Source organism: Euzebyales bacterium (genome assembly GCA_035461305.1).
Lineage (GTDB): Bacteria > Actinomycetota > Nitriliruptoria > Euzebyales > JAHELV01 > JAHELV01.
Map to the genome: position 1 here is coordinate 1 of DATHVN010000054.1, position 12140 is coordinate 12140.

Sequence of the window (12140 nt, forward strand, 5' to 3'; positions counted from 1 at the left end):
GCTTGGTCATCCGCGACCGCATACAACCGACCGAGGTCTGCCTCGCCAGACGACAAAGCCTCGACCATGGCCGTCGTGTACTCCTCGTACGCCGCGAGCGCGGCCTGCTGTGGCGATCGCGGCATGGACGGTGCGGACGGGGCGGGCGAGGCGGGCGAGGCGGGCGGTGTGCTCGGCGCGGCGGCCGCGCCCGTCGCCGCCTGCTGTGAATCGCCCTGATTGGCGCCCGTGCAGGCGTTCAGGACGGCCGCCAGAACGACGGCAACGACCAACAGACACCGTCGTGCCCTCACGTCCCCACCCCGGATCGACCCCACCCCATCGGGTGCATCCTAGACAGCATCTCATAGCATGTCGAACCACCACACACGGGTGTCCGGGCGGTCATCTCGCCGTTACGCTGTCCCGCAACGCCTATGTCATCACGTCCCAGGAGCGCCAATGTCGCCCAAGCCCGTCGCCTTCCCCTTCGCCGACTTCCTGATCAACCCGCAGACAAGTTGGGAGCGCGTCTTCAACCCCCAGCTCTTCATCAGCTACAACAGCTCCGACGCCCCGATCGAGAACCACGTGCTCCGCCGTGTCGGCAGCTACGGCAAGCAGCTCGGGACGCTGCTCGACGCCGTGGAGGTGCTGGCCGCCCGTCTGCCCGCCGACGAGCTGACGCCGGCGGAGCGCTCGGCCGTCGACGCGCTGACAGAGCTGCGGGCCGACGTCGAGCGCGCCAAGGCCGACTACCGTGGCGAACCGGTCCGCGCCGACCTGTCACGCGCCGACGTCGACCGCTTGCTGGACCAGCTCGCGGACCTGGAACGCACGGAGCCTGATGCCCACCGTGACCTGGTCGGCCGACTCCGCGACGCGCTCGGCGACTGACTACCCGTCGAATGCGACGGTCAGCTCCTGACACATCTCGGCCAGCGCCTGACGGGCCGCGCTCGCCAGGCCCGGGAACGAGATGAACCCGTGCGCCATGCCGACGTAGTCGGTGTAGCGGGCGAGTGTGCCCTCGGCCCGGAGCCGTTCGGCGTAACGGCGGCCCTCACCGCGCAACGGGTCGTGCTCGGCGGTGATCACCAGCGCGGGCGGCAGGTCGGCGAGGCTCGGCGCACGCAGTGGCGACAGCCGCGGATCCGTCGGGTCCGCCTGTCCGAGCGTGTAGTGGTTGAGGTAGGCGATCCGGTCGGCCTTCGGCAGCATCGGGGCGTCGTCGAGGTCGGCCGACGGCGGTGTCTCCGGAGCGATGTCGACCGACGGGTAGAGCAGCGTCTGGTGCACGATTGCTGGACCGTCCTCGTCGCGCGCCCGCTGGCACGCGACCGCCGCCAGGTTGCCACCGGCGCTGGCGCCCATGACGGCCAGCCGGGTCGCGTCCCCGCCGAGCTCGCCAGCTTGGGCCGAGATCCAGCACAGGCCGGCGTAGCTGTCCTCCACGGCAGCGGGGAACCGGTGCTCAGGCGCGAGCCGGTAGCCGGCCGACACGACCACCGCGCCGACGCGCTGTGCGAGCTCGCCGCACATCCACGCCGACTGGGCCACGTTGCCGATCACCCATCCCCCGCCGTGGAAGAACACGACGACGGGCAGTCCGATGGCACCGTGCGGGCGGTAGATCCGCAGCGGGATCGGCCACTCGTGGTCGTCGATGCGCTGCTCGACGACCTCGACGTTGCGGGCGGGCCGCCCGAACACCAGATGCGCCAGCGGGTTGTCCGGAATCTCGCGTCGCCGCACCTGTCGCAGCTGCTCGGGCGTCATGGTGCCGACGTCGGGACCGATGCTGCGCAGCACGCGATCGAACGCGCGCAGCCGGAGGTCGGCCCGATCGGTGACGGGTCGTGTGCTCACTCCACCGAGTATGCGTCGGCGCACGGGCGGGTGTATCGCCGAACCGCCCGGGAACGCTCGCCACGACCTGAGAGGAGCACAGCATGGCCGATCACACGGGCGAAGAGATGAAGGGCCGCGCGAAGGAGGCCGCCGGCACGATGACCGGCGACAAGAAGCTGAAGCGCGAGGGCAAGGTCGACCAGGCCAGCGCCTCGGTCAAGGACAAGGTCAGCGACGCCGCCGACGTCGTGAAGGACGCCGTCAACAGCGACCGCCGTCACCGCTGACCGCGCGGATCCGCGCCCCGTGGCAGGTCTGAGCGCACTGCAGCTCATGGTGCCCGCGGTCGATCCTGTCCTCGACGATCTGCGCGCCCGGCTGCCGGCGGGCACGGCCCTCAGGGACCGAGGCCACATCTCGTTCGGATACCCCTCCTCGACCCGGACGCCGGTCGGGCGGTGCTCGACGACGTGGAGGCGGCGCTGGTCCGTGGCCCGTTCGACGTAGAGCTGTCGGGTCCCCGGCGCTTCCCGGCGGACGCCGGCGGCCAAGTCACGGTGTACCTGGCGCCGCAGCCGGAGGCCGCGGTCCGCGCGCTGAGCTGGGTCATCGCGGACGCGTCCGGTCACGACATCGACTTCTCACCCCACTGCAGCCTCGCACGGCTGCCCCGTGACGTCACCCCGGGCCGCTGGAGCGGCTGGTCCACCCGTACCTGCCGCTGATCGCGCGCTTGGAGCAGGTGCAGTTCCACGTGCACAGCGCCGATGGCTGGCGCGTCGAGCGCACCATGCCGCTGGGCACACCCGCGCGATGACGCTGCGCCTGTTCGTCGCCGTGGTTGGCATGCCCGCGTCGGGCAAGTCCACAATCGCCCACCAGCTCGCACCCGCGCTCGGCCTGCCGCTGCTGGCCAAGGACACGAACAAGCACGGCCTGATGGACGCGCTCGGCGACCACGCCGAGGTTGAGGCGTCCCGCGACCTCGGCCGCGCCGCGGTGCACGCGCTGCTCGCGTTGGCCGCCGACAACACCGGCGCCGTGCTGGACAGCACCTGGCACCCGTACACGGCGCCGCTGCTGGGTGCCCTGCCCGCACCGGTCGTCGAGGTGCGGTGCCACGTGCCCGTGGCGGTCGCGCGACAGCGGTACCTTGCGCGCATGTTGACATGTCGAACAGGTGACCTCCAGGCGCAGCGCCCCGACAGCGAGCTGTGGGCCGCCGTGCACCGCGAGCCGCTCGGCGTTGGGCCGTCGTCTGAGTCGACACCGACCGGCCCGTCGACGTCGCTGGGGTCGTCGCCGAGGTCACGGCCCACCAGCGAGACCTCCGCGCGGCGGCGGAGCATCCAGGTCCGGACCGCCCATGAGTGATCCGTTCGCGGGGTTCGGCGCGCTCAGCTTCGACTGCTACGGCACCCTGATCGACTGGGAGACCGGCATCACGCGGGCCCTGCGGCCGTGGGCGGAACGGCACGGCCTGATGCTCGCACGCGACGAGATCCTCGACGCGTTCTCGGCCCACGAGACCGTCGTGCAGTCGGAGCGCCCCGCGGCGCCGTACCCGCTGGTGCTGGCCGAGGTGCTGCGGCGCATGGGCGCCCGGTTCGGGGTCGGCGTGTCGGGGACCGAGGCCGCCACCTTCGGTGCGTCGGTCGGCGACTGGCCCGCCTTCCCGGACTCCGCCGACGCGCTGCGCCACCTGGGGACGCGCTTCTCGCTGCTCGTCCTGTCCAACGTCGACCGCCGGTCCTTCGCTCGGTCCAACCGCCATCTCGGCGTGACCTTCGACCGCATCGTGACCGCTGAAGACGTCGGGTCCTACAAACCGGCACCGGCCAACTTCGCAGCGCTGCTTACGGCCGTCGAGGGGCTGGGACTCACCCCCGACCAGCTGCTGCACGTTGCCGAGAGCCTGTACCACGACCACGCGCCGGCTCGGGACGCGGGCGTGCGATCGGTCTGGATCCACCGGCGTCACGCCGTCGACGGCTTCGGGGCGACGCCGACGCCCGTCGTCGACGTCACGCCGGACTGGCGGTTCGAGTCGATGGCGGCGTTCGCGGAGGCAGCGGGCACCTGACTCGCGCACGCTGCGGGCACGTGACCCGCGGATCCGCTGCGGGCACCTGACCCGCGGATCCCCGCCGCTCGGAGCCGCCGGCAATGCCGCGCGGGGTTGCCGCCCGGACAGCGCGCCCGCGACCCTCATGGCCAGCCGGCGCCAGCCGACAAGAGCATGGGGTCACGAGGTCGATACGCTGGGTCCGCCTGTGATGGGTCCGACCTGGAGCCCCGCACCGACAGGACGCCCGGAAGGGCCGAAAGAGACAGCACCCGGATGGCCGGCACGATCGCGACACCCCAGCTGAGGACAGGCACGGGCCACGCCGACGCGGCGGTGGCCGACCTTGTGCGCCGGGGATACGTCAGCGGACGCGCCACGTCCCTGACCGGCACACCGGCCGAGCTGCGGGACCGCCTGCGCGCCGGCGGGCTCGAGGTGCACTACCAGCCCATCGTCGCCCTGCCCGACCGCAGGCTGCTGGCGTTCGAGGCGCTCGCCCGGATCCGCACGGCGACCGGTCGTCTGCTGCAGCCATCCAGCTTCATCGCGCTGGCCGAGACGTCCGGTCTGATCGTGCCGCTCGGGCTGGAGGTCCTCGCCACCGCGGTGTCTGACCTGTCCCGGTGGCGTTGCGATCCCGCGCTCGGCGGGGTCTCCGTAAGCGTCAACGTCTCTCCCGCCCAACTGGGTGACGATACGTTCGCTACGACGGTGCGCCGGGTCCTGCACGCCCACGGCCTTCCGGCGGCCGGCGTCGTCCTCGAGATCACCGAGAGCCGCCTGGCGGGCCCCGACGCGGAGCGGACCGTCGAGCTCGTCGAGGCGACCGGCGTCCGCCTCGCGCTGGACGACTTCGGCACCGACTTCGCCACGCTGGACAGCCTGCGTCGCCTGCCCGTCCACATGCTCAAGCTCGACCGAGGCTTCGTTGCGGGCATCGGCGACGGCGGGCTCGACACCGTCATCGTCCGCAACGTGCTGGACCTGGCCTACGAGCTGGATCTGACGGTCGTCGCCGAGGGTGTCGAGACCCACGAACAGGCCGCCAGCCTGGCGGCGTGGGAGTGTACGTCCGCCCAGGGCTTCCTGTTCGGCCGCCCCACCCCGGCGGACCGGGTGGCGCGACGTGCATCCGGAGCCGCAACCGTCCCGTCGCTGCCTCGGCCGTCGGCGGTGGATCAGCCGGACCGTGCGACGGCGGTGGATCAGCCGGTCCGTGCGACGGCGGTGGATCAGCCAGACCGTGCGACGGCGGTGGCGATCGCCCGGACGCTGTCGCTGGGCGACACCGACCCCCACCACCGCGCACACGTCCACACGGTCGCGACGGGCATCGCCAACGCCATGCGCCTTCCCGCCGCCACCGTCCACGAGGTCGAGCTTGCGGCCCTGTGCCACGACGTCGCCCGCCTGGGTCCACTGGTTCGCGACCCCCGCGGACCGGCCACACTTCCGCCTGCACTGCACGCGCTGCTCGACCCAGAGGCGGGTACCGCCGACCAGCGACTGACCGCGGGGCTGGTCCGCATCGCTGTCGAGGTCGTCACGGACGCGACCCCGGATCCTGATGCGACCCCGGACCCGCGCCAGCTGGCCGCGGCGCTGGCCACCGGCGCGGCGACGCAGCCGCACGGCATCGCACGGGCGATGCGCCAGCTCGCCGCGCGCCTGCCGTCGACGTCGCCGACCGCCGCGGACCTGCTGCAGGCCGAGGCCGCGCGCGGCGACCTGCGGTCGACCGGCGACAGGCTCCGTGCCCTGCGCGCGTTGGCGCAGGCCGTGAACCCGACCGCCGACTCACGCAACCTGGTCGGGCTGCTCGCCGAGGAGGCGCTCGACATCGTCGGCGCCGCGTCGCTCTCGCTGAGCCGCTGGGAGCGCGACGAGGGCGTGCTGCGTGTACTGGTCAACGTGGGGCAGCTGACCGACGCCGAAGAGCGCTTCCCTGACGACGAGACCTACGCCATGACGGAGTACCTCGCCGCCAGCCGCATGCTGGCCGCGGGCGTGCCGCACGTGCAGCGCGTCGACGACGGCCAGGGCGATGCGGGAAGCCGGGAGCTGCTGCGCCGCCTGGGGAAGGGGTCGTCGGCCGCGGTCCCCGTCTACGCTGACGACCACCTGTGGGGCGAGCTGTACGTCACGACGGAGATCGACGAACCTCCGTTCGCGGCGCGCGACCTCGAGCTGCTGACGGCGATTGCAGACATCCTCGGCGGCGCCCTGGCCTACGGCGAGCAACTCGAGCGCATGGCCCGCCTCGCGTTCGAGGATCCCCTGACCGGGCTGTCGAACCGCCGCGCGATCGACGACCGGCTCGAGCAGGCCCTGCTGGAGACGACCACGCCGGTCACGGTCGTCATGATCGACGTCAACGGCCTCAAGCAGGTCAACGACGAGTACGGGCACGCTATCGGCGACAAGGCCCTGCGGGCGGTGGCAGACGCCCTGAGCGGAGCGACGCTCGACCTGCCGGGCGCGACGTGCGCCCGGCTCGGCGGTGACGAGTTCTGTGTGGTTCTGGTGGGTGACGCCGGGCGCGGAGTCGCCCCGATCGTGAACCGTGCGGCCGCCCAGCTGCGCACCGCGCCGCCGCCGCAGGTCACGATCTCCGCCGGCGCGGCCACGTCGACCTTCGCCGGGCGCACGGTCCGCGAGCTGTTCGCGGCGGCTGACCACGCCCAGTACGAGGCCAAGCGCACAGGCCGGACGCTGCTGCCCGCCGGGTCGACCGAGCACGTCGACGCCGGCCCCACCCCGGTGGGTCGTGAGCGCCGTGGACCGCACCGGGCCGACGCGTCGCCGGGCACCACCTTCGAGAGCACGTGCGGGCGCGTGGTCGAGGTCCTGGGTCGCCTCGCCAGCGCTCCCGCCGACGACGTCCTCGAGTCGGTCGGCATGGTGATGGCCGAGACGTGCGATCTCGGGCGGTGGCTGTTGTCACGCGTCGACAGCGACGGTGTGATCCGCATCCAGCACCTGCATCTGCGGCGTGCCCGTCCCCCGACACACCACGGCTCGATCGTGCCGCCCGAGGACGAGGTGTACGACCTCGACGACTACCCGGTGACCCGGGCGGCGGTGGAGGGCCCCGAGCCCTACTGGGTGCGGGTCGACGATCCCGACCACGACGCCGCGGAGCGGGCCGTGCTCACCGACATCGGCATGACGGGCGTGCTTGGCATCGGCGCGCCCGAGCACGACGACGGGGCGTGGCTGCTCGAGCTGTACGCCGACGAGCACACCGGCGACCTGGACGCCTTCGTCCCGCTCGCGCGCGTGGTCGCACTGGCGCTGCACACACGGGACCGCGACGCTCCCACCGGCTGACGACTACTCCATCAGGCCGGCATGGAACGCCATCACGACCGCCTGCGCGCGGTCGCGGGCACCCAGCTTGACGAACACCCTCCCGACATGGGTCTTTACGGTGTTCTCCCCGATGAACAGCTCGGCCGAGATCTCGCTGTTCGACAGCCCACGCGCCATCGCCCGCAGGACGTCGCGCTCGCGGTCGGTGAGCTGCCCGAGCCAGGTAGGGGTCGGGGCGGGAGGACGCCGGCGCGAGAAGCGCTCGATCACACGGGTCGTGACCGTCGGCGACAGCATCGATCCGCCGGCGACGACCTCGCGGATCGACTGCACCAGCTGGTCGGGCGGCGTGCGCTTGAGCAGGAAGCCGCTGGCGTCGGCGGCGAGCGCATCGAAGACGTAGTCGTCGAGCTCGAACGTTGTGAGCACGACCACCTTCGGCGGCGACGGGCGCGCGAGGATCCGTTCCGTCGCGGCGATGCCGTCGAGCTCGGGCATCCGCACGTCCATCAGGACGACGTCGGGACGCATGCGCTGCACCACGCCGAGTGCGGTCGTACCGTCATCCGCCTCGCCCACGACGGTGATGTCGTCGGTCTGCTCGAGGATCATCCGCAGCCCCGCGCGCATGAGCGCGTCGTCGTCGACCAGCACCACGCCGATCACGTGACGGTCTCCACCGGGATGCTGGCGGTCACCTGGTACCCGCCGCCGTCGCGCGTACCGTAGGCCAGCGATCCTCCGTGCACCGCGACGCGCTCGGCCATCCCGCGCAGGCCACGTCCCGCGGGCGCGTCGGAGCCCCGACCGTCGTCGACGACCACGACCACCAGTTCCCCGTCCGATCGCCGCACCGTGACACTGGCGTGGGCCGCCTCGGCGTGTCGCAGCGTGTTGGTCAGCGCCTCCTGCACGATGCGGTAGATCGTGGCGCCCTGCGCTGCGGACACATGACCGTCGATGTCCCGGACGAGCCGTACCTGTAGCCCGGCCCGACCGACCTGGTCCGCGAGGCGATCGAGCTGATCCAGACCCGGCAGCGGCGCGCGGTCCATCGCGTCCGTGTCGAGCATGCCGAGCAGCTCATCGAGCTCCCCCAGCGCCGTCCGTCCGACGCGTTCGATGGTCTCCAGCGCCGCGCGCTCCCCCGGGGTCGGTGCCGACCGCCCGCCGGCCCGCACCCGCGTGGACGACCATGACGTTGAGGGTGTGGCCCACCAGGTCGTGGATCTCCCGCGTCATCCGCCGCCGCTGCGCCTCGAGCGCCAGGCGCGCCTCCTGCGCCTCGGCAGCGGCCAGCGACAGGCCCCGCTCGTGCTCCACGGCGACCTGAATGCGCCGGGTCAGGCTCGCGCGCCCGGCGGCCCAGGCCAGCGCCCACAGGATCATGGTGAACGCACCCAACACCGGCTCCTCGCTGAGCGAGCCGAAGTAGACGGCGACGCCGGCGAGCCCAGTGGCGAGCCCGAGCACGGCGACGCCGGTCGAGGCGACGGTGGCCATCGTGTAGAGCAGCACGATGTTGCCGAACGGGTAGACGTCGCCCGGCACGCCGACGACCGCCGAGGTCACGACGACCGCAACCCCGTTGACGAAGTAGGCGGGCACGGGCGCGCGCGACCGGAACGCCAGCGTGACCGCCATGAGGGCGATCAGGACGCTCGCCGCGAGCTGCTGGCCGTTGCTGACATCCGACCTGAACACCCAGAGCTCGACCTGGGTGAGCGCGGCGTACACCGCTGCGAACGCGACGTCCGACCCGAACGTCGTCCGAGCGCTCGTGCTCGCGGTCATGCCGGCAGGCTAGCCGGAACCCGCCGCCGGTGGAGCGCTGCCACGAGCGGCAGGGCGAACGCGGCCGCGATCGCCGCGCCCGACGCGATTGAGCAGGGTCACCGACCACGGTGCCAGCACGTCAGCGGGCAGCCCGGCGACGCTCGTGGAGATGGCGAACAGCAGCACACCGGCATAGCCCGCCACCGCCACGCGCACCGCCAGCAGCCGTCGCGTCGGGGACAGGCCTGTGGCCACGCCGAGGGCCAGGACCAACGCGAAGATCTGGATGCCATGGAACGCCACGGCGTGCGGGAACTTCACGACCGCGTCGCCGTTGGTCACGACGTCGGGCACCACACCGAACCGCTCCGTGTACGTCGTGCCGAGCTCGACGAGCCACCGGCCGATGCCCAGGCCCGAGGCGATCATCACGAGCCCGCCGAGCACCGCCCATCGGGTCGCAGGATCGGCGGGGCGCTCCACCAGCGTCCACACGAGCAGGACCAGCAGTCCGAGCGCCATGAGCCCAACCATCGCGCCCATGATCCCGAACACCATCGCGTCGGTCGGGTCGAACACGTTGAAGTGCGACGCGCGGCCCCGCCACGTCTGCAGCACGATCAGCGCGGTCTCGACCGTCGAGGTGACAGCCAAGCTCCACGCGAGCAGGCCCGCCAGCCGGGGACGTGCGACCGGCATACGATCGAGCATCCAGCCGACGGCCCACAGCAGCAGGGCGATCGACGCCGAGAACACGATCGGCTTGCGCCAGGAGACCGGACCCGCCCAGCTCCCGCCGTCGACCGCGAACACGCTGACGTGGACGAGCGCGGACGCGGCCCACACGACCGCGGTGGCCATGGCCACCCGCGCGGGGCGTGTGGCCGGGCCGAGCTGACGCAGCGTCTCACGGACCATGACGACCTCCCATCGCATGGCCCGCCTTTAGGAACGGCAGGCCGCGCCGTCGTCATGCTGCGGGGTGATCACGTCGTGGTCCACAGGGTGATCCGGCGGCGGACAGCGTCCGCCGCACGGGACCGTGACGGCGCCCATCCGCCGGCGACGGTGGACCGGCTGTCGGACGTCGCGCCCCTGCGGCGTGCGACCCACGCCCCACAACATCCTCGAAACATCCAGACGCCCACCGGCGACGAACTGCATAGTGGACGAAGACGGCACGATCAACCGGACAGCTTCCCATGGCCACGGTCACCGAAGACGACGTCGAGGAGCAGCGGTCGACCGCCGCCACGCCGCAATGGCCAGCGGCGCTCGCCGGCGTGCTCGCGGCCCTGGCGGCCCTTGCAGGCGGCGAACTGGTCGCGGCGCTCGTGCCGGGCGCACGGTCGCCGGTCACCTCGATCGGCGCGGTCGTAATCGACCTCGCTCCACCTGCCCTGAAGGACGCCGCGATCGACCTGCTGGGCACCGCCGACAAGCCGGTCCTCATCGGCACCGTCCACACGGTGCTGCTGGTCGCCGCCGCCGCCACCGGGATCCTCGCGGCGCAGCGCTGGTGGGCCGGCGTCGCCGGTGTCACGCTGCTGGGCGTGGTGGCGATGTCCGCGGCGCTGGCGGACACTGCGGTGTCGGGCGTCGCGGCGCTCCTGCCGTCAGTGGTGGCCACGATCGTGGGCATCGGCACGTTGTGGTGGCTGACGCACGCGGTGCGTGACTGGACGGACCCCGCCGACGACGAGCAGCGGCGCACGTTCCTCCGCGCCGCCGCCATGGCCGGTGGAGCCACCGTGGTCGCGGGTGGGCTCGGCCGGTTCCTGATCAGCCAGGCGGAGGCGGCGACCGCACCGTCGACCGCGACACTGCCCCGTGCGGACGAGCCGCTGCCCGCGCTGCCCGCGGACGCGTCGCTCGAGGTCGAGGGGATCACGCCGTTCGTCACCCCGAACGACGACTTCTACCGGATCGACACCGCGCTGCGGATCCCAAACGTCGACGTGGAGGACTGGTCGCTGCAGGTCACCGGGATGGTCGACAACCCCCTCGAGCTAACGTTCGATCAGCTGCAGCGCTACGAGATCGTCGAAGCCGACGTGACGCTGGCGTGCGTGTCGAACGAGGTCGGCGGCGACCTGGTGGACAACGCCCGCTGGCGAGGCGTGCGACTGGCCGACGTGCTGGCCGATGCGCGGGTGCGGCCGGGTGCCGACCAGCTGGTCGGCCGGGCCGTCGACGGGTTCACCACCGGAGCACCGCTGGAGGTCGTCACCGGCGGCCGCGACGCCCTGATCGCCATCGGGATGAACGGCGAACCGCTGCCGCGCAAGCACGGCTACCCTGCCCGGCTCGTGGTGCCCGGCCTCTACGGCTACGTGTCGGCCACCAAGTGGCTCGCCGAGCTCGAGTTGACCACGTTCGACGCCTTCGACGCCTACTGGGTACCACGGGGATGGGCGGAACGGGCGCCGATCAAAACCCAGGCCCGCATCGACGTGCCACGTCCGCTGGACACCATCGCACCGGGCCCGACGGCGGTCGCAGGGGTCGCGTGGGCGCAGACCCGGGGGATCTCCAAGGTCGAGGTCCGGGTCGACGACGGTCCCTGGCAGGAGGCGCGGCTGTCCGAGGAGGTCGGTGCCGACACCTGGCGGCAGTGGGTCTATGAATGGGACGCCACACCCGGCAGCCACGACCTGCGCGTGCGCGCCACGGACGGCACCGGGCGGACCCAGACTGCGGAGCGGCAGCCGCCGCGACCGGACGGCGCGACCGGACGGCACGGCATCGTCGTGACGGTGTCCGAGGGCTGAGCGCCCAGCGCCCCGGCAACCAGGTCCTGCCGCCCGCGGTCCCCGCCGGCGCAGTCGAGTGGCACGACCGATGCGTCCACGGTTGACATCGAGACGGTCTCCGACCACGAACCGCCCTGGTAACGGATCCCAGTCTGGCCGCTGCCTGCCCACGCGAACGCGCCCAGCGTGACGTGTATCACGGGCACGCCTCACCGCTCTGTCCGTCCGAGACGCAGGAGGAGCGGGACGATGCTGCACCCCTACTCGATCTTCTTCAAGGCCATGTGGGAGACCCCAAGGCCCCGCGCGGACGCGTCGCCGGCTGACGCCCGAGGGGCCGAGCCCAGGAGCCCGGCGACGGCCTGCCCAGTCCGAACGGTGCGCGGGTCGTGGGGACGCGC

General features: G+C 72.3%; 12 protein-coding genes and 1 pseudogene. 7 read left to right on the forward strand and 6 right to left on the reverse strand.

Features of this window, described 5'->3' with window-relative positions:
• Positions 1 to 272 (reverse strand): hypothetical protein (locus VK923_05225; GenBank protein HSJ44070.1); only part of this gene is annotated, 272 nt, incomplete at its 3' end.
• 169 nt (positions 273 to 441) lie between these two features.
• Between VK923_05225 and VK923_05230 the strand changes: the two genes are divergently transcribed.
• The gene (locus VK923_05230; GenBank protein HSJ44071.1) at positions 442 to 876 is read left to right on the forward strand and encodes a hypothetical protein; all 435 of its coding nucleotides are present in this window, start codon (positions 442 to 444) and stop codon (positions 874 to 876) included.
• Here VK923_05230 and VK923_05235 read toward each other — a convergent pair whose 3' ends face one another.
• Entirely contained in the window at positions 877 to 1848 is a 972-nt protein-coding gene (locus VK923_05235) for an alpha/beta hydrolase (GenBank protein ID HSJ44072.1), read from the reverse strand. It lies immediately after the preceding gene.
• An 83-nt stretch (positions 1849 to 1931) separates the two neighbouring features.
• Between VK923_05235 and VK923_05240 the strand changes: the two genes are divergently transcribed.
• The 5 genes and pseudogenes from VK923_05240 to VK923_05260 all read left to right on the forward strand — a co-directional run bounded on the left by VK923_05240 (position 1932) and on the right by VK923_05260 (position 7228).
• Complete coding sequence (locus VK923_05240; protein HSJ44073.1) at positions 1932 to 2117, forward strand: CsbD family protein; 186 nt, start codon at positions 1932 to 1934, stop codon at positions 2115 to 2117.
• Positions 2118 to 2240: 123 nt separating this feature from the next.
• Positions 2241 to 2555: pseudogene (locus VK923_05245) on the forward strand (2'-5' RNA ligase family protein).
• 88 nt (positions 2556 to 2643) lie between these two features.
• Positions 2644 to 3204, forward strand: coding sequence for an AAA family ATPase (locus VK923_05250; GenBank protein HSJ44074.1), 561 nt, complete (start codon positions 2644 to 2646; stop codon positions 3202 to 3204).
• Positions 3197 to 3913, forward strand: coding sequence for a haloacid dehalogenase type II (locus VK923_05255; GenBank protein HSJ44075.1), 717 nt, complete (start codon positions 3197 to 3199; stop codon positions 3911 to 3913). The genes VK923_05250 and VK923_05255 overlap by 8 nt, the downstream gene beginning before the upstream one ends.
• A gap of 258 nt (positions 3914 to 4171) precedes the next feature.
• Positions 4172 to 7228 (forward strand): EAL domain-containing protein, encoded by a 3057-nt coding sequence (locus VK923_05260; protein ID HSJ44076.1) that lies wholly within the window; start codon positions 4172 to 4174, stop codon positions 7226 to 7228.
• Positions 7229 to 7231: 3 nt separating this feature from the next.
• On the opposite strand, the gene VK923_05265 is transcribed toward VK923_05260, so the two are convergent.
• The 4 genes from VK923_05265 to VK923_05280 are packed head-to-tail and all read right to left on the reverse strand — an operon-like array spanning position 7232 to position 9904.
• Entirely contained in the window at positions 7232 to 7876 is a 645-nt protein-coding gene (locus VK923_05265; GenBank protein ID HSJ44077.1) for a response regulator transcription factor, read from the reverse strand.
• Positions 7873 to 8283 (reverse strand): ATP-binding protein, encoded by a 411-nt coding sequence (locus tag VK923_05270; protein HSJ44078.1) that lies wholly within the window; start codon positions 8281 to 8283, stop codon positions 7873 to 7875. The genes VK923_05265 and VK923_05270 overlap by 4 nt, the downstream gene beginning before the upstream one ends.
• Positions 8284 to 8293: 10 nt before the next feature.
• Entirely contained in the window at positions 8294 to 9004 is a 711-nt protein-coding gene (locus VK923_05275) for a histidine kinase dimerization/phosphoacceptor domain-containing protein (GenBank protein ID HSJ44079.1), read from the reverse strand.
• A 9-nt stretch (positions 9005 to 9013) separates the two neighbouring features.
• On the reverse strand, positions 9014 to 9904 hold the full coding sequence (locus tag VK923_05280; protein ID HSJ44080.1) for a hypothetical protein: 891 nt from the start codon (positions 9902 to 9904) through the stop codon (positions 9014 to 9016).
• A 284-nt stretch (positions 9905 to 10188) separates the two neighbouring features.
• Here VK923_05280 and VK923_05285 point away from each other — a divergent pair, with 284 nt between their 5' ends.
• On the forward strand, positions 10189 to 11757 hold the full coding sequence (locus VK923_05285) for a molybdopterin-dependent oxidoreductase (GenBank protein HSJ44081.1): 1569 nt from the start codon (positions 10189 to 10191) through the stop codon (positions 11755 to 11757).
• The last annotated feature ends 383 nt before the right edge of the window (positions 11758 to 12140 follow it).

Coding starts and splice junctions, on each gene's coding strand:
- VK923_05260 (HSJ44076.1), top strand. CDS start 4,172: ATGGCCGGCACGATCGCGACACCCCAGCTGAGGACAGGCACGGGCCAC.
- VK923_05255 (HSJ44075.1), top strand. CDS start 3,197: ATGAGTGATCCGTTCGCGGGGTTCGGCGCGCTCAGCTTCGACTGCTAC.
- VK923_05275 (HSJ44079.1), bottom strand. CDS start 9,004: ATGACCGCGAGCACGAGCGCTCGGACGACGTTCGGGTCGGACGTCGCG.
- VK923_05250 (HSJ44074.1), top strand. CDS start 2,644: ATGACGCTGCGCCTGTTCGTCGCCGTGGTTGGCATGCCCGCGTCGGGC.
- VK923_05280 (HSJ44080.1), bottom strand. CDS start 9,904: ATGGTCCGTGAGACGCTGCGTCAGCTCGGCCCGGCCACACGCCCCGCG.
- VK923_05240 (HSJ44073.1), top strand. CDS start 1,932: ATGGCCGATCACACGGGCGAAGAGATGAAGGGCCGCGCGAAGGAGGCC.
- VK923_05285 (HSJ44081.1), top strand. CDS start 10,189: ATGGCCACGGTCACCGAAGACGACGTCGAGGAGCAGCGGTCGACCGCC.
- VK923_05270 (HSJ44078.1), bottom strand. CDS start 8,283: ATGCTCGACACGGACGCGATGGACCGCGCGCCGCTGCCGGGTCTGGAT.
- VK923_05230 (HSJ44071.1), top strand. CDS start 442: ATGTCGCCCAAGCCCGTCGCCTTCCCCTTCGCCGACTTCCTGATCAAC.